This window comes from Curvibacter sp. GW821-FHT09D12, from assembly GCF_059416245.1.
Window position 1 is genome coordinate 42,036 of record NZ_JBWKOU010000006.1, and the last position, 16,455, is coordinate 58,490.

The window sequence follows — 16,455 nt, forward strand, 5'->3', positions numbered from 1 at the left end:
CCAAAAAGAAAGCCCCGCCGGGATTCCGGGCGGGGCTTTTTGTATGGGCCCGCGGCCTTGCAGGCCGCAGGCCTGGGATCACTTCCGCGCCGCGATGGCCTTCTCGGCCTGGGTCACCAGATCGGCGCCGACGGTGTTCTTCCATTTGTCGTACACCGGGCGGGTGGCCTTCACAAAAGCCTCGCGCTCGGCCGCGCTGAGTTGCACCACATTCACGCCGTGGCCCGCGATTTCCTTGAGCAGCGGCTTGTCGGCCTCGACCAGGCCCTTGCGGGCCAGGGCGGTTTCTTCTTTGCCGGCATCCAGCGCGGCCTGGCGAACGATCTCACGGTCAGCCGGGGTCCAGGAGTTCCAGATGTCCTTGTTGACCACGAACACCAGCGGGTCGCAAATGTAGCCCCACATCGTCACGTACTTCTGGCCCACGGTGTGCAGCTTCGCGGCCGTGAAGATCGAGATCGGGTTTTCCTGACCATCCACTGCACCGCTGGCGAGTGCGGGCTGGGCATCGGCCCAGCTCATCTGGGTGGGGTTGGCGCCCAGGGCGCTGAAGGTGTCCAGGAACAGGGGCGAGCCCACCACGCGGATCTTCAGGCCCTTGAGGTCTTCGGGCTTCTTGATCGGCAGCTTGGAGGTCGAGATCTCGCGGTAGCCGTTCTCGCCCCAGGCCAGGGGCATCACGCCAGCCTGATCCAGCACCTTGAACAGGTTCTTGCCGACATCGCCCTGGGTCAGCGAGTCCACGGCAGCGTAGTCGGGCATCAGGAAGGGCAGCGAAAACAGGTTGAGCTGCTTGACCTGGGGCGACCAGTTGATGGTCGAGCCCACGGCCATGTCGATCACGCCCTGGCGCAGGGCGCTGAATTCACGTGTCTGATCGCCCTGGATCAGCGACACACCCGGGTACAGCTTGATGTTGATGCGACCCTGGGTGCGTTCACGCACCTTGTTGGCCCAGATCTCGCCGCCCTTGCCCCAGGGGAAGGCCGGGCCCAGCACCAGGGACATCCGGTACTCGGACTTGTAGTTCTGCGCCGAGGCCGTGCCCGGCAGCGCCGCCAGGGCCACGCTGCCCACAGCCAGCGCCAGCAAAGTGCGCTTGAAAGTCTGGAAAGTGTTTTTCGTCATGAAGGTCTCCTTGGGTCGAATCGAATGGGACAGATCTGAATCGGTATGAACGAGCGGGTGGGCGGCTCTCAATAGCCCATCTGCCTCGGCAGCCACAGGGCCAGTTCGGGGAAGGCAATCACCAGCACCATGATGAGGAACATCGAGAACAGCATCCAGCCCACCCATTGCACGGTCTCTTCCATGCGCACCTTGGCAATGCGGCAGGACACCATCAGGTTGACCGCCAGCGGCGGGGTGAACTGACCCAGTGCCACCTTCAGCGTCAGGATGACGCCAAACCACACCGGGTCCCATTTGTAGTACTGCACGATGGGCAGGAGCAGGGGCACGAAGATCAGGAAGATCGACACCCCGTCCAGGAACATGCCCACCGTGATCAGCAGCAGAATCAGCAGCGCCAGCACGCCATATTCGCCCAGGCCCGAGTTCACGATGGCCCGGGTCACGGGGTCGATGATGCCCAGGGTGGACAGCGAGTAGGCAAAGATGCCGGCCAGCGACACCACGATCAGGATCACCGCCGACAGCTCGCCCGACTCGCGCAGGATCACGAACAGGTCGCGGAAGCGGATCGTGCGGTGGATGAACATGCCCACGAACAAGCCGTAGAACACGGCCACCACGGCGGCCTCGGTCGGCGTGAACCAGCCGGCGCGCATGCCGCCCAGGATCAGCACCGGGGCCGCCAGACCCCACACCGCTTCGCGCAGGCTCTTCCAGAAAGCGGGGCGGGGCAGGCTCGATTCGAGGGCGCCCATCTTGTGTTTGCGTGCCATCCACACGGCGGGCACGATCAGCGCCAGGCCGGCCAGCACACCGGGCACCATGCCGGCGGCGAACAGGGCCGGCACCGAGGCCCCGGGCACCAGCACCGAATACACGATGAAAGCAACGGAGGGCGGGATCAGGATGTCGGTGGCCGCCGCGGCACCCACCACGCTGGCCGAGAAGCTGGCAGGGTAGCCGGCGCGCGACATGGCCGCGATCATCACGCCGCCCACGGCGGCGGCATTGGCCGGGCCCGAGCCCGAGATGCCACCCAGGAACATGGCCACGGCAATCGCCACCAGGGGCAGCATGCCGGGGCCGCGCCCCACGATGGCCACGGCGAAATTGACCAGCCGCAGGGCCACGCCCGAGCGGTCGAAGATCGAGCCCACCAGCACAAACATGGGGATCGCCAGCAGCGGGTACTTGCCCAGGCCGGCATAGAAGTTCTGCGGCACGGCCAGCAGGCCAAACCATTGGGCGTCCAGGTTGGCGGCAGCGATGGCGGCCGTACCGGCCAGGCCCAGCGAGGCCCCGATGGGCACGCCAGCCAGCATCATGGCCAGGAAGGCGATGAACAACAGGGTGGCAATCATGGTTGGGCCTCCACCTCGGCCACGGCACCGCGCAGGCGGCGCAGGAACAGGCCGAAGGCCCGCAGGCTGATGGCCGCCGAGATGATCGGCATCCAGATCGAATACCACCATTGCGGCACCCCGATGCCGGGTGAGGTTTCGCCGAAGCGGTAGTCGTCCCACACCACGCGCACGCTCAACACGGCGATCGCGCCGAACAGCAGGGCCACCATCAGGGCTCCAAAGCAGGCCAGGCCGCGCCGGCGCGCCATCGAGCCGCTGTCCGAGAAATATTCGATGCGGATGTGGCGGTCGCGCGCCACCGCAGCCGAGCCGGCCACCAGGGCCAACACAATCATCAGGAAAACCGAGAACTCCTCGGTCCAGGCAAACGAGGAGTTGGTGAAATAGCGCACCAGCACATTGGCAAAGGTGATCAAGGCCAGGGCCGCCATGATCAGCACGGTCAGCCAGTCTTCGATGGCCAGGGGCACGCGCGTGGGTTCGTCGGCTTCTGGTTCAGGCAGGTTGGCGGGGTCAAGCACGGGCGGCTTGGCTGGAGAAGAGGACATGTTGGGCAACAGGGTTGGCAAAAGAACGCAGGAACGCGGCACGCGGATGGCGCACAGCAGAGGGCCGGTTCGCTGCAGGGCCCGGATAACAGCCTCGGCGACGACCGCGGGCCATGGTAGCGGTGAATCCACCAGGCGCGCATCGGTATTATCGTCTTACCATTTGTAGCGTCTTGTGCCCGTTGGCACCCCGGTGACCCCGGGTTCATTCCACGCCATTTACAGGTTGAAACACTGGAGCGGCCTTCCGCTTCTAAGATGCTTGTCCATGAATCCAATCCGACTTCACCCCTTGCGCCGCGGCGTCCTCGCCGCAGACCCCCGAGCCCGGTGATTCGTTCGTTCGTTTTGGCTGAATCGCCGGGCCCTCAGTGCGGCTTGGCCTTGAAGCCCAGCCGCCAGCCACCGAGCCGGCCGGTCCACGCCGGTGACTCTCTGTCTGAATTCTTGCCTGAGCGAACTGACCATGGATTCCAAACCTTTTGCCCCCCACCCCTCGCCAGCGGCCGAACACCGCGTGTTGACCGAACTCGACGAGGTGCGCCTGCGTCGCCTGCGTGAGCGCCAACCCCTGCCCGAACCCCTGGCCAGCGCCCTGGCCACCGTGCTTGACGAGTCAGACGTCGTGCCATCGCGCGACATCCCGCGTGGTGTCGTGACCATGCAGTCGCGTGTCACGGTGAAACCTGTCGACGGGGGGCCGCTGCGCCACATCACGCTGGCCTACCCCGCCGAGGCCCGGCCTGAAAAAGGGCAGTTGTCAGTGCTGTCGCCCGTGGGGCTGGCCCTGCTGGGCTGGCCGGTGGGCCAGCAGGTGCAGTGGCAGACCCCCGATGGGCGCGAGGCCTGCTGGGTCATCGTGTCGATCGAATACCAGCCCGAGGCGGCCGGGCATTTCACGGTCTGAGAGCCCAGGCAGGGCTCTGGTGCGGGGCGCCCCTGGCCCAGGAGTGCGAAAATCCCCGCCCATGACCGACCTCCTCAAGATCACCCGCCCCGACGACTGGCACCTTCATGTGCGCGATGGCGACGCGCTGAACACCGTGGTGCCACACACGGCCGCCCAGTTCGGGCGCGCCATCATCATGCCCAACCTCAAGCCCCCGGTGACCACGGCCGAGCAGGCGCTGGCCTACCGTGACCGCATCCGCGCCGCCGTGCCGGCCGGCTTGAACTTCGAGCCGCTGATGACGCTGTACCTCACCGACAATCTGCCGCCCGAGGAGATCGTGCGTGCCAAGGCCGCCGGTGTCGTGGCCTGCAAGCTCTACCCCGCCGGGGCGACCACCAACAGCGACGCGGGCGTGACCGACCTGCGCAAGATCTACCCCACGCTGGAGGCCATGCAGCGCGAGGGCCTGCTGTTGCTGGTGCATGGCGAGGTCACCTCGTCCGACATTGACCTGTTCGACCGCGAAGCCGTGTTCATCGAGACCCAGCTGATCCCGCTGCGCCGCGACTTCCCCGAGCTCAAGATCGTGTTCGAGCACATCACCACCCGCGAAGCCGCTCAGTACGTGCAGGAGGCGGACCGTTTCACCGGCGCCACCATCACCGCCCACCACCTGCTGTACAACCGCAACGCCATCTTCACGGGCGGCATCCGCCCGCACTACTACTGCCTGCCCGTGCTCAAGCGTGAAACCCACCGCCAGGCCCTGGTGGACGTGGCCACCGGTGGCAACCCCCGCTTCTTCCTGGGCACTGACAGCGCACCGCATCCGGCCCACCTGAAGGAGCACGCCACAGGCTGTGCCGGCTGCTACACGGCGCACGCTGCCATCGAGCTGTACGCCGAGGCTTTTGACCGCGTGGGCCGGCTGGATCAGCTGGAGGCCTTCGCCAGCTTCAATGGGGCCGACTTTTACGGCCTGCCGCACAACACCGGCCACATCACCTTGAAGCGCGAAAGCTGGACCCCGCCCGAAAGCTTCACTTTCGGCCAGGCCGAACTCAAACCGCTGCGCGCTGGCGAAGCCCTGCCTTGGCGCCTGGTCTGATCGACATCGACTGGGCCGCCCCCTGGCTGGCCCCCTGGCGCGCTGTGGGCGAGCCGCTGGCCGCCTCAGTGCTGGCCGGGGCTTCGGTGGCCGGTGCGCTCAACCAGGCCGCCCTGGCGGCCGGGCTGGCGTGCCGCTTCCAGCCGCAGACCCAGGCCGCCGGTGCCGCCGCCTATGAGCAGGGCATCCACGATCAAGGCCTGGTGCCGACCCGCGACAACCTTCACGACTTTTTCAACGGCCTGGGCTGGTTGCATTGGCCCCAGGCCAAACAGCGGCTCAACGACCTGCATGTCCGTGAGCTGGTCCAACCGACCCGGGGCCCGGCCGACAGCCGCTCCCTGCGCGGGCCGGTGCGAGACGCCCTGACGTTGCTGGATGAGAACGGCGCGCTCTTGCAGGCCCCCGATCCCCTGTGGCAGGCCCTGCAGGAGCGCCGCTGGGTCGATCTGTTCGGCCCCTTGCGACCCCTCTGGGGGCAGGCCCGCCTGTTGTTGTTCGGCCACGCCCTGTTGGAGCAACTGGTGCGACCCTACAAGGCCGTCACGGCCCATGTCTGGCACGTGCCGGGCGACTGTGACGGACAGGCTGCCGCCCTGGACGCCTGGCTGGCGACCGATCTGACACCTGCCAAGCTGGCCACCAAGCCCTTTGTGCCCTTGCCGGTGCTGGGCGTGCCGGGCTGGTGGGCGGCAAACCAAAGCCCCGACTTCTACCTCGACAGCCAGGTTTTCAGGCCCTTGCGCCCGACGGTCGAGCGGCGCCTGCCCGTCGCCGCGGCCTGACCCGGGCGACGGTGCCCCCGGCCGGATGCGGCCCTTCCCGGCTGTCCGGAACTTTTCCCACTAAGATCCCCCTTCGGAACAAGGCCTGCGCAGGCCTGCAAAAGCATTCGATAACAAAGCACATTGCGCATGGGCCTGGGGGTTGGCGGCCATCGAGTCGCCCCCACCTCAAGACCTGACCGACAACCCTAGATGGAGCTTTGATGAAACGTATTCTTTTGCTGGTGCTCACCAACGTGGCCGTGGTCGTGGTGCTGGGCATCGTGGCCAGCCTGCTGGGCGTGAACCGCTACCTCACGGCCAATGGCCTCAACCTGGGTGCGCTGCTGGGCTTTGCCCTGATCATGGGCTTTGGCGGCGCCTTCATCTCGCTGCTGATCAGCAAGCCCATGGCCAAATGGACGTCGGGTGTGCGCGTGATCAACCAGCCCCAGTCGCCTGACGAGGCCTGGATCGTCGACACCGTGCGCCGCTTTGCCGACAAGGCCGGTATCGCCATGCCCGAGGTGGGCATCTACGAAGGCGAGGCGAACGCCTTTGCCACCGGTGCCTTCAAGAATTCGGCGCTGGTGGCCGTGTCCACCGGGTTGTTGCAAGGCATGACGCGTGAAGAGGTCGAGGCCGTGATCGGCCACGAGATTGCCCACGTGGCCAATGGCGACATGGTCACCATGACCCTGATCCAGGGCGTGATGAACACCTTTGTGGTGTTCCTGTCGCGCGTCATCGGCTACGCCGTCGACAGCTTTTTGCGCAAGGGCGACGACGAACGATCGGGCCCGGGCATCGGCTACATGATCACCACGATCGTGCTCGACATCCTGCTGGGCTTCCTGGCCTCGATGATCGTGGCCTGGTTCTCGCGCCAGCGCGAGTTCCGTGCCGATGCCGGCGCAGCCCAGTTGATGGGTCGCAAGCAGCCCATGGTGCATGCGCTGGCGCGCCTGGGTGGCATGGTGCCCGGCGAGCTGCCCAAGAGCGTGGCCGCCATGGGCATCACCGGCAGCCTGGGCAAGCTGTTTTCCACCCACCCGCCGATCGAAGAGCGCATTGCGCGCCTGCAGGCCAGCTGATCCTTCTGGATCATCTGCCGGCTCATCACAGGGCCTGGGCGCTGGCCTTGTCCCATTGCGCCGGGTCCAGCCGCCAACGGGCTCTCGGGGCCCGCAGTGCATGGGCTTCGCGGTAGGCTGAAGGCGTGCACCCGCTGTGGCGGGCAAACACCCGTCGGAAGGCATGGGGGTCGCTGTAGCCGCAGGCCAACGCGATGGTGGGCACGCTCTCCAGGGTGATCTCCAGCATCACCCGGGCCCGGGCGCAGCGCATCCGGTGCAGCTGGTCCAGCGGGCTGCGGCCCAGTTCCTGGCGGAAATGCCGCAGCAGGGTGCGTGGGCTCACCGCCGCTGCGGCGGCCACGGTGGCCAGGTCGTAGGGCGCCTCCAGGTGCTGTTCCAGCCACGCAATGGCCCGCGCCAGGGTGCTGTCGCGGGTCTTGCGAATCTGGGCGCTGGCCTGGGCCGCGGCCCGGCTGCGCTCGGGGTCGAACTCGAAGGCCTGGCGGCACAGCTGGGCCAGACCGGGCCCGGTGCTGTGTTCCAGCAGGGCGCAGACCAGCCCACCCAACTGCTCAGCCCCGGCCGCGCTGAACCAGGGCGCCTCGACCACGCAGGCCTGATCGGCGACCAGCCGCACCTCCGGATGGTCGTCCCGAAACGCTGATGCGTAGAACCAGGGCAACACGAGCGCGCGGCCCCCAGCCCGCCCGGTGGCGGCGGCCAGCCAGGCACTGTTGCCTTGACAGGCCAGCAGGCCACCGGCGTCCAAGGCCTGGCGCAGTGCCGTCACCAGAACGCCTTGGTCCTGCACCAGAGCGCGCACGCTGGGGATGTCGGCCGCGAGCATGGGGGGCAGGAACACGGCGTGTTGAACCACGCCTTGTCCGGTGGGTGGGGCGCTGCCCAGGTAGTCTTCAAAGCGAGAGGCCAGGGTGACGGGCACCGGGTGTGTTGTGGCCTGCGAGGCCGCTGGCGGCCAGGCGCCGCCTTCGGCCGTGAGCAGGCGCCAACTGATGGGGGGCGCCAGCACCCCCAGGCGAAGCTGGGCCAGCATGCGCGCCGTGCGCAGCAGATCGATCAACGTCAGGGCGCTGCCCAGCGTGACCTGGGGCAGCAGCGGGATGTCCACATGCAGGCCTTGGCGAGGCGACAGGGCGGTGGTCGGTGCAGGCGGGCGGGTGAGGGTGGGCGGCATGGTTTGGCGAAGGGCCGGTGGGCGCTGCGTTAGCAGCTTGGCCGGTGGCTATTTTGGCTGTAGCAATGGCGATTCCAGCGCCCTCTGTGTGACACAAGCCGCCCTAGCATGGATGTTTTCCAACAGTCCAAGGCGAAACCCCCATGAAACTGCGTTCACCGTCCTCGTCCCATCGTGCCGCTCTGGCGGCTGTCTCCAGTGCCCTGCTGGTCCTGGCCTCGGCCGCGCAGGCCCAGGGGGTGGATGCCCCCACGCTGCAGGCGCTCGATGCACAGATCGCCAAGGTGTCGCCTCAACTGGTGAGCTGGCGGCGCGACATCCATGCCCACCCTGAGCTGTCGGGACAGGAGCAGCGCACCGCAGCCCTGGTGGCTGAGCACCTGCGCGGTCTGGGGTTGAGCGTGCAGACGGGCGTCGGTGGTACGGGTGTGGTGGCCACCCTGCAGGGCGCCCACCCGGGCAAGCTGGTGGCCTTGCGTGCCGACATGGACGCGCTGCCCGTGCCCGAAGGCACGGGCCTGCCATTCGCCTCCAAGGTCAAGGCCCAGTACCTGGGCAAGGAGGTGCCGGTGATGCACGCCTGCGGGCACGATGGGCACACCGCCATCCTGATGGGCGTGGCCCAGGCCCTGGCGGGCATGAAAGACCAGATCCACGGCTCGGTGCGTTTCATCTTCCAGCCCGCCGAAGAAGGCGCTCCGAGCGAGCCGGATGCCAAGGGCGTGTCACCCAGTTTTGGCGCCAAGGCCATGATCGAACAGGGTGTGCTCAAGGATGTGCAGGCGATCTATGGGCTGCACCTCACCGCCAATATTCCTTTCGGTGTGGCCGGCTACCGCAGTGGCCCATTGATGGCCAGTGCCGACGACATCTACATCAATGTGCTGGGCCGGGGGGCGCATGGCTCGGCACCCTGGGCCGGGGTCGACCCCATCGTCGCCGCCAGCCAGGTGGTGCTGGGGCTGCAGACCGTGGTGAGTCGCCAGCTCAACATCACAGAAGAACCGGCTGTGCTCACGATCGGCGCCATCCATGGCGGCACTCGCTTCAACATCATCCCCGACAAGGTTGAGATGCAGGGCACCCTGCGCACCTTTGACGAGGCCATGCGCAGCGATGCTCAAAAGCGCATCCGCACCACGGCCCAGTTGATCGCCGAGAGCAGCGGAGCCAAGGCCGAGGTGCGCTTTGGCCCGGTGGCCTACCCGGTCACGGTGAACTCGCCTGCGCTCACCCAGGCGTCGGTACCCGCCCTGAAGCAGGCCATGAATGGTCAGGCGGTCGTTGTGCCCAAGATCAGCGGCTCGGAAGACTTCTCTGAATTCCAGAAAGTGGTGCCCGGCTTCTTCTTTTTCCTGGGCGCCACCCCCAAGGGCCAGCAGGCCGCCACGGCGCCGTCCAACCATTCGCCGCGCTTCGACTTCAACGAAGAGGCGCTGCCCATGGGCGTGCGCTCACTGAGCGTCCTGGCACTGGATTTCCTCAACCGGAGTTGAGGCGGGCTGATGCTGCGCGGAAATTCCGCTTGGCATCGATATACCGCTGAACTATTCTGGTGCTCCGTTGGTGATTTACCCTGGAGCATCGGTATGGCATTGCTGGCTTCGTCCCGGATTCGCCTGGCCCCCCGCCTGGCCCTGGCTTTTGGTGTGGTGTGCCTGGTGATGTCACTGGCGGCGGCCATCGGGGTGTGGCGCCTGGTCCAGCTGCAAGGCATTGCCGATGACCTGGGTGGGGACTCTTCCGAGCGCGCCTTGCTGGCGCGCGAGTTGCACGCCATCGTGGTCATCAGCTCCAGCCGGGCCGAGACCCTGTTGTTGATTGACAACCCCGCCTTTGCCGCCCGCATCGATGCCGACCGCAAGGCCACCTCGGCGCGCTCAGCCGAGGTGCGCAAGCGCCTCGATGCGCTGGCCACCGATGCCGCCTCGCGCGATCTGTTCACCGCCATCGACCAGGCCGGCAACGCTTTTCGCGAGGCCCGCGACAAACTCGTCAAGCAGAAGGCCGCGGGGGAGGCTGTATCAGAGGATTCGATTCGCGGGTTGCTGCGCCCGGCGGCCGATCGCTACGCCGCCGCTGTCGATCAATTGGCCGAACACCAGCGCCAGCGCGTGGCCGAGGCCCGGGCCGCAGCGCTCAGCAGCCAGCGCCAGGGCATCAGCTTGCTGGTGACGGGCTCGGTGGTGGGCTTGCTGCTGAGCGTGGTCAGCGCCCTGTGGCTGGCCCGCTCGATCCTGCGCCCGGTGGACCAGGCCTCGGGCCTGGCGGCGCACATCGCCCAGGGCGACCTGACCCAGCCCGTGCCGGCCGAGCAGGCCGGCCAGCGCGACGAGGTGCTGGCCCTGTTGGCCCGCCTGGGCCACATGCAGGCGCGTCTGGTCGAGTTGGTGGCCGGCATGCGCAGCGCCAGTGCCCAGGTGGCCAATGCCAGCCAGGAGATTGCGGCGGGTAACAACGATTTCTCGGCCCGCACCGAGCAGACTGCCTCCAACCTTGAAGAGGTGGCGGCCAGCATGGAGGAGTTGCTCAGCACCGTGCAGCACAGTGCCGCCTCGGCCCAGCAGGCCGAAGGCCTGGCGGCGTCTGCCAGCCAGGTGGCTGTTCAGGGCCGGGAGGTGGTGCAGCGCGTGGTGGCCACCATGGATGCGATATCGGGCTCGTCGCGCCGCATCGCCGACATCACCAGCGTGATCGATGGCATTGCCTTTCAGACCAATATCCTGGCTCTCAACGCGGCCGTCGAGGCGGCGCGGGCCGGCGAGCAAGGGCGGGGCTTTGCCGTGGTGGCCGGCGAGGTGCGTGTGCTGGCCCAGCGTGCCGCCACTGCCGCCAAGGAGATCCGCGACCTGATCGCCAGCAGCGTGAATGAGGTGGGCACGGGGGCGCAACTGGTGCAGCAGGCCGGCACGACCATGGGCGACATCGTCGATTCGGTGGCCCGGGTGGGCACCATCGTGGCCGAACTGAGCCACTCGGCCCGTGAGCAAAGCACCGGGCTGGGCCAAGTCAACGAAGCGGTGGTGCGCCTGGATCAGATCACGCAGCAGAATGCCGCCTTGGTCGAGGAGTCGGCTGCGGCCGCGCAGGGTTTGCGCAGCCAGGCCCAGCAACTCGCAGAACTGGTGGAAACCTTTCGCCTGCCGGCCTCGGCCGGGGCGGCGGCTCAGCTTCGGCTGGGCTGAGGTGTCGCTTCAGCGTGGGGGTACGCCCAGCAGGCTTTTGGCCACCGCCTCGCCCACCTTGATGCCGTCCACCCCGGCCGACAGGATGCCACCGGCGTAGCTGGCGCCTTCACCGGCAGGGAACAGGCCGCGCGTGTTCAGGCTCTGGTAATGCTCGTCGCGTGTCATCTTGAGCGGCGACGAGGTGCGCGTCTCGACGCCGGTCAGCACCGCGTCGTGCAGGTCAAAGCCCTTGATCTTGCGACCAAAAGCCGGAAAAGCCTCGCGCATGGCCGTGATGGCGTATTCAGGCAGGGCCAGCGACAGGTCGCCCATCTTCACGCCGGGCTTGTACGAGGGCTCCACCGAACCCAGTGCCGTGGACGGGCGCCCCGCCACCAGGTCGCCCACCAGCTGTCCGGGGGCTTCGTAATTGCTGCCGCCCAGCTCATAGGCGCGCGATTCCAGTTGCCGCTGCAACACCACGCCGGCCAGAGGGTGCACGCTGCCGTCGGCAGGCGCCTGCCAGCGTTGTTGATCGCCCAGCGCCCATTCAAAGGCCGCGGCATCGCTGGGGTAATCGACCGGGTCGATCCCGACCACGATGCCGGCGTTGGCGTTGCGCTCATTGCGCGAGTACTGGCTCATGCCGTTGGTGACCACGCGCCCCGGCTCGGAGGTCGCCGCCACCACGGTGCCGCCCGGGCACATGCAGAAGCTGTAAACCGCCCGCCCATTGCTGGCGTGGTGCACCAGTTTGTAGTCGGCCGCGCCCAGCAGCGGGTGGCCGGCGTGGCGACCCCAACGGGCCCGGTCGATCAGACTTTGCGGGTGCTCGACCCGGAAGCCGATCGAGAAGGGCTTGGCCTCCATGTAGACGCCACGCTGGTGCAACATGGCAAAGGTGTCGCGCGAGCTGTGACCCAGGGCCAGCACCGCGTGCCGGGTGGGCAGCTCGTAGGTCTGGCCGCTGGCCACGTCCAGCACCTTGAGGGCCTGCAGGCGGCGGCCCTGAGGCCCTTCGTCCACCGTCACATCGACCACACGTTGTTCAAATCGGATCTCGCCACCCAGGGCAACGATCTGCTCGCGCAAGGTCTCGACCACCTTCACCAGCTTGAAGGTGCCGATGTGGGGGCGCGCCACGTACAGGATCTCTTCGGGCGCGCCGGCCTGCACGAATTCTTCCATCACCTTGCGGCCCAGGTGGCGCGGGTCCTTGATCTGGCTGTACAGCTTGCCATCCGAGAACGTGCCGGCACCGCCTTCGCCGAACTGCACGTTCGACTCGGGGTTGAGCACCTTCTTGCGCCACAGGCCCCAGGTGTCCTTGGTGCGTTCACGCACCGTCTTGCCGCGCTCCAGCACGATGGGCTTGAAACCCATCTGGGCCAGCACCAGGGCCGCAAAAATGCCGCACGGCCCAAAGCCCACCACCACCGGGCGCTCGTTGGCCTGGCTGGGGAAACCTTCAGGCGCGTGGCCTGGCGGATGCCAGACCATGTCGGGCGTGGGCAGGATGTGTGGGTGCTGGGCATGGCGGGCCAGCAGGGCGGCCTCGGCGCCGGGGTCCTGCAGGTTCAGGTCGACGATGTACACCGTCAGCAGTTCGGGCTTGCGCGCGTCGAAGCTGCGCTTGTGCACGTGCAGCGTGGCAATGTCGCTGGGGGCAATGCCCAGGATCTGGGCCGCCTGGTCGCGCAGCGCCTGCTCGGGCTGGGTGCTGCTGTCCTCAGGCAGGGTGGACAGGGGCAGCTTGAGTTCGGAAATTCGGATCATGGTCGGGCCGGCTTGTGTTGATCAAGCAAAAGGCAATGCGGGGCCCGGATTTTAAGGGGCCGTCCCGCCGGCCGCCAAAAAGCGCCGGGCCTCAAGGCCACGGCGCTCCTGGTTCAGGATTCGATCCTGGGGACTCACGAGGGCAGGAAACCGTCCACCGACAGATAGCGTTCACCCGTGTCATAGTTGAAGCCCAGCACCTTGGCGCCGGCCGGCAGTTCGGGCAGTTTCTGGGCGATGGCGGCCAGCGTGGCGCCTGAGGAGATCCCCACCAGAATGCCTTCTTCACGCGCCGAGCGGCGAGCGTATTCGCGGGCCGCCTCGGCTTCGACCAGGATCACACCGTCCAGCAAGCTGGTGTCGAGGTTCTTGGGAATGAAGCCTGCGCCAATGCCCTGGATCGGGTGCGGGGCCGGTGCGCCCCCCGAGATCACGGGTGAGGCTGTGGGTTCGACCGCATACACCTTGAGCTGGGGAAACTTCGCCTTCAGCACCTGCGCCGTGCCCGTGATATGGCCGCCGGTGCCCACGCCGGTGATCAGCACGTCCAGGCCATCCGGGAAATCGGCCAGGATCTCCTGCGCAGTCGTGCGCACGTGCACCGCGATGTTGGCCGCGTTCTCGAACTGCTGCGGAATCCAGGCCCCCGGGGTCTGGGCGGCCAGTTCTTCGGCCCGGGCAATGGCGCCCTTCATGCCTTTTTCGCGCGGGGTCAGGTCGAAGCTGGCACCGTAGGCCAGCATCAGGCGGCGGCGCTCGATCGACATGCTGTCGGGCATCACCAGGATCAGCTTGTAGCCCTTGACGGCGGCCACCATGGCCAGGCCCACGCCGGTGTTGCCCGAGGTGGGTTCGATGATGGTGCCCCCGGGCTGCAGGCGGCCCGAATTCTCGGCGTCTTCGACCATCGCCAGCGCAATGCGGTCCTTGATCGAGCCCCCAGGATTGCCGCGTTCGGACTTGATCCACACCTGAGCCGAAGGGCCGAACAGGCGGTTGATGCGCACATGGGGTGTGTTGCCAATGGTCTGGAGGATGTTGTCGGCTTTCATGCGGTCTCCACGGTGGTTGGGATGAGTTGGCGGATAGGGGCCGAAGCCGGCCCGTCACCTGCGCATTCTGCCGTGCTTGATGTCGACTTGTCGGTCTAAGCTCATGTCTTGCCGTCATAATGGCGCCCGTGAAGTCAGCCAGACCGCCGCTGGTGCTAGCCGAAAGGGCGGCGACGCAAGTCGCCGTGTGGAAACACCGCACTGGAGGAACGTCCGGACTGCACAGGACAGCGTAGGAGCTAACGGCTCTCCACCGCGAGGTGAGGATCAGAGCAACAGAGACGAGTTTGGTCGATCCGGCCCAATCAGGGTGTTCTGTGGGGTAGCGGCGCAAGCCGCGTAGGGGTGGGCGAAAGCCTGCCCCATCACGCGCAAGCGTGATCCCCACAGCCACCTTGGTCGGTGCCCGACCAAGGTGAAACGGGCAATCTCTACGCGCAGCAATACCAAGTAGGCCAACGTTGATGTGGTTCCGCAGAGTTGGCGGGTAGGTAGCATCGAGCCGGGTGGGTGACCCCCGGCCAAGAGTAATGGCGGTCACACCGTGCGCAAGCACGGTGCACAGAATCCGGCTTATCGGCTGACTTCACACTTTATTTCATTCATTTCCACCTTGCGAGATGATTCCAAATGCCACCGGCGAGACCTTGGTTTCGCCGGTTTTCTTCTTTTTGGATTCTGCTTTTGCCATCTTTGTGCGCTGTCCGTGGCGAAGGTCTGTGGCCGGATGGCTGGATTGATTTTGATTATCTCGGTGATGTCTGTCTCATGATTTGGTGTTGAATATCCAGCTTTTAAAATCATTTTCCCTTCATTTGATTGGATTTTGATTTCATGAGATTTTTTGTGCTTCGATCTGTAAGTGCTGTAATTGTTTCTGCTTTGGTGGCGGGCTCGGTTTCGGCGGATGTTTTGACACGTGATAATGGCGCGCCGGTGGGGGATAATCAAAACTCCCAAACGGCTGGCGCTGCAGGGCCTACTTTGCTGCAAGACGTCCACCTGATTCAGAAGCTGCAGCGCTTTGACCGTGAGCGGGTGCCAGAGCGCGTGGTGCATGCGCGCGGTGCTGGTGCCTACGGGGTGTTCAAGGCCACGGCAGATGCCTCTGAACTGACCCGCGCCAAGGTGTTCATGCCCGGCCAGGAAACGCCGGTGTTCGTGCGCTTCTCGACGGTGGTGCATGGTCAGCATTCGCCCGAAACCCTGCGTGATCCACGCGGATTTGCCACCAAGTTCTATACCCCTGAAGGTAACTGGGATCTGGTGGGCAATAACCTGCCGGTGTTCTTCATTCGCGATGCCATCAAATTCCCGGACATGGTGCATTCACTGAAGCCGGCCCCCGACACCAATCTGCAGGATCCGAATCGGTTCTTTGATTTTTTCTCGCATGTGCCCGAGGCTACCCACATGCTGACGCGGCTATATTCTGATTATGGAACCCCCAAGGGCTACCATTTGATGGATGGCAACAGCGTGCATGCCTATAAAATGGTCAATGCACAGGGCCAATATGTGTATGTCAAGTTCCATTGGGCATCGGTGCAGGGGCAGCACAACCTGACTGCCGGCGAGGCCAGTGCCCTGCAGGCCCAGGATTTCAACCACGCCACGCGGGCCCTGATGCAGGTGATCGAAAGCGGCCGATACCCGCAGTGGGACCTGTACGTGCAGGTGCTGCGCCCTGAGCAACTCAACAGCTTTGAGTTCAATCCGCTGGATCCGACCAAGATCTGGACCGGTGTGCCGGAGCGCAAGCTGGGCACCATGACGCTGAACCGCAATCCGGCCAACGTGTTCCAGGAGACCGAGCAGGCCGCGTTCGCGCCGTCCAATCTGGTGCCGGGCATTGAGGCTTCGGAAGACCGTTTGCTGCAGGGCCGCGTGTTCTCGTACGCCGACACCCAGATGCACCGCGTGGGCGTGAATGCGCTGCAACTGCCGGTGAACCGCCCGCGCGCCGAGGTGGTCTCGAACAACCAGGACGGTGCCATGAACGGTGGCCGGCGCAGTGGCTCGGTCAACTACGAACCCAGCCGTCAGGTGGCGGTGAAGGAAGACCCGCAATTCAAGTCCAGCGCCTTGCCCCTGGCCGGCAGCACGCAGCAGGCGGCCATCGGCAAGACCCTGAACTTCCGCCAGGCCGGCGAGTTTTACCGCAGCCTGAGCCCGGCCGAGCGCAAGAACCTGGTGTCCAACCTGGCTGGCGATCTGGGGCAGGTGAAGAGTGCAGAAACCCGCGACACGGTGCTGGCTTTCTTCTACAAGGCCGATGCCGACTACGGCCGGGCCATTGCCCAGGCTTTGTCGGTCGATCCGGCCATGATCCAGCGCCGGGCGGCCCGCCTCAGCGAGTAAAGCGACAGGCGCGAACGA

The 16,455-nt window shown here is 66.0% G+C and carries 13 protein-coding genes and 1 other RNA gene; 8 read left to right on the forward strand and 6 right to left on the reverse strand.

Features of this window, described 5'->3' with window-relative positions:
• Positions 1-78: 78 nt before the first annotated feature.
• The 3 genes from AC07PT_RS11480 to AC07PT_RS11490 form a co-directional block, all read right to left on the reverse strand.
• Complete coding sequence (locus AC07PT_RS11480) at positions 79-1,128, reverse strand: DctP family TRAP transporter solute-binding subunit (protein ID WP_492348161.1); 1,050 nt, start codon at positions 1,126-1,128, stop codon at positions 79-81.
• A 68-nt stretch (positions 1,129-1,196) separates the two neighbouring features.
• On the reverse strand, positions 1,197-2,495 hold the full coding sequence (locus AC07PT_RS11485) for a TRAP transporter large permease (protein ID WP_492348162.1): 1,299 nt from the start codon (positions 2,493-2,495) through the stop codon (positions 1,197-1,199).
• Positions 2,492-3,046, reverse strand: a complete 555-nt coding sequence (locus AC07PT_RS11490) for a TRAP transporter small permease (RefSeq protein WP_494656732.1) — start codon at positions 3,044-3,046, stop codon at positions 2,492-2,494. Before AC07PT_RS11490 ends, AC07PT_RS11485 begins: the two co-directional genes overlap by 4 nt.
• A gap of 466 nt (positions 3,047-3,512) precedes the next feature.
• On the opposite strand from AC07PT_RS11490, the gene rnk reads away from it, so the two are divergent.
• The 4 genes from rnk (at position 3,513) to htpX (ending at position 6,904) form a co-directional block, all read left to right on the forward strand.
• The gene (gene rnk, locus AC07PT_RS11495; protein ID WP_492348164.1) at positions 3,513-3,953 is read left to right on the forward strand and encodes a nucleoside diphosphate kinase regulator; all 441 of its coding nucleotides are present in this window, start codon (positions 3,513-3,515) and stop codon (positions 3,951-3,953) included.
• Between the two features lie 61 nt (positions 3,954-4,014).
• Positions 4,015-5,046 carry a dihydroorotase gene (gene pyrC / locus AC07PT_RS11500; protein ID WP_494656733.1) on the forward strand — a complete coding sequence of 344 codons (1,032 nt, stop codon included), beginning with the start codon at positions 4,015-4,017 and terminating at the stop codon, positions 5,044-5,046.
• Positions 5,031-5,831, forward strand: coding sequence for a DUF3025 domain-containing protein (locus tag AC07PT_RS11505; RefSeq protein ID WP_492348166.1), 801 nt, complete (start codon positions 5,031-5,033; stop codon positions 5,829-5,831). Before pyrC ends, AC07PT_RS11505 begins: the two co-directional genes overlap by 16 nt.
• Before the next feature lie 203 nt (positions 5,832-6,034).
• Complete coding sequence (gene htpX, locus AC07PT_RS11510) at positions 6,035-6,904, forward strand: protease HtpX (protein ID WP_031254624.1); 870 nt, start codon at positions 6,035-6,037, stop codon at positions 6,902-6,904.
• Positions 6,905-6,929: 25 nt separating this feature from the next.
• Here the strand turns inward: htpX and AC07PT_RS11515 are convergent, their stop codons facing one another.
• The gene (locus tag AC07PT_RS11515) at positions 6,930-8,081 is read right to left on the reverse strand and encodes a GlxA family transcriptional regulator (RefSeq protein ID WP_492348167.1); all 1,152 of its coding nucleotides are present in this window, start codon (positions 8,079-8,081) and stop codon (positions 6,930-6,932) included.
• Positions 8,082-8,224: 143 nt separating this feature from the next.
• Between AC07PT_RS11515 and AC07PT_RS11520 the strand changes: the two genes are divergently transcribed.
• On the forward strand, positions 8,225-9,577 hold the full coding sequence (locus tag AC07PT_RS11520; RefSeq protein WP_492348168.1) for an amidohydrolase: 1,353 nt from the start codon (positions 8,225-8,227) through the stop codon (positions 9,575-9,577).
• A 93-nt stretch (positions 9,578-9,670) separates the two neighbouring features.
• A complete protein-coding gene (locus tag AC07PT_RS11525) occupies positions 9,671-11,266 on the forward strand; it encodes a methyl-accepting chemotaxis protein (RefSeq protein ID WP_494656734.1) in 1,596 nt (531 codons plus the stop codon).
• Between the two features lie 9 nt (positions 11,267-11,275).
• Here the strand turns inward: AC07PT_RS11525 and AC07PT_RS11530 are convergent, their stop codons facing one another.
• The gene (locus AC07PT_RS11530; protein WP_492348170.1) at positions 11,276-13,024 is read right to left on the reverse strand and encodes an NAD(P)/FAD-dependent oxidoreductase; all 1,749 of its coding nucleotides are present in this window, start codon (positions 13,022-13,024) and stop codon (positions 11,276-11,278) included.
• Between the two features lie 134 nt (positions 13,025-13,158).
• The gene (cysK, locus tag AC07PT_RS11535; RefSeq protein WP_492348171.1) at positions 13,159-14,076 is read right to left on the reverse strand and encodes a cysteine synthase A; all 918 of its coding nucleotides are present in this window, start codon (positions 14,074-14,076) and stop codon (positions 13,159-13,161) included.
• 130 nt (positions 14,077-14,206) lie between these two features.
• Between cysK and rnpB the strand changes: the two genes are divergently transcribed.
• Positions 14,207-14,668, forward strand: an RNA gene (gene rnpB / locus AC07PT_RS11540) — RNase P RNA component class A.
• 242 nt (positions 14,669-14,910) lie between these two features.
• Complete coding sequence (locus tag AC07PT_RS11545; protein WP_494656735.1) at positions 14,911-16,437, forward strand: catalase; 1,527 nt, start codon at positions 14,911-14,913, stop codon at positions 16,435-16,437.
• The last annotated feature ends 18 nt before the right edge of the window (positions 16,438-16,455 follow it).

Coding starts and splice junctions, on each gene's coding strand:
- AC07PT_RS11485 (WP_492348162.1), bottom strand. CDS start 2,495: ATGATTGCCACCCTGTTGTTCATCGCCTTCCTGGCCATGATGCTGGCT.
- htpX (WP_031254624.1), top strand. CDS start 6,035: ATGAAACGTATTCTTTTGCTGGTGCTCACCAACGTGGCCGTGGTCGTG.
- cysK (WP_492348171.1), bottom strand. CDS start 14,076: ATGAAAGCCGACAACATCCTCCAGACCATTGGCAACACACCCCATGTG.
- AC07PT_RS11525 (WP_494656734.1), top strand. CDS start 9,671: ATGGCATTGCTGGCTTCGTCCCGGATTCGCCTGGCCCCCCGCCTGGCC.
- AC07PT_RS11545 (WP_494656735.1), top strand. CDS start 14,911: ATGAGATTTTTTGTGCTTCGATCTGTAAGTGCTGTAATTGTTTCTGCT.
- AC07PT_RS11520 (WP_492348168.1), top strand. CDS start 8,225: ATGAAACTGCGTTCACCGTCCTCGTCCCATCGTGCCGCTCTGGCGGCT.
- AC07PT_RS11480 (WP_492348161.1), bottom strand. CDS start 1,128: ATGACGAAAAACACTTTCCAGACTTTCAAGCGCACTTTGCTGGCGCTG.
- AC07PT_RS11515 (WP_492348167.1), bottom strand. CDS start 8,081: ATGCCGCCCACCCTCACCCGCCCGCCTGCACCGACCACCGCCCTGTCG.
- pyrC (WP_494656733.1), top strand. CDS start 4,015: ATGACCGACCTCCTCAAGATCACCCGCCCCGACGACTGGCACCTTCAT.
- rnk (WP_492348164.1), top strand. CDS start 3,513: ATGGATTCCAAACCTTTTGCCCCCCACCCCTCGCCAGCGGCCGAACAC.
- AC07PT_RS11530 (WP_492348170.1), bottom strand. CDS start 13,024: ATGATCCGAATTTCCGAACTCAAGCTGCCCCTGTCCACCCTGCCTGAG.
- AC07PT_RS11490 (WP_494656732.1), bottom strand. CDS start 3,046: ATGTCCTCTTCTCCAGCCAAGCCGCCCGTGCTTGACCCCGCCAACCTG.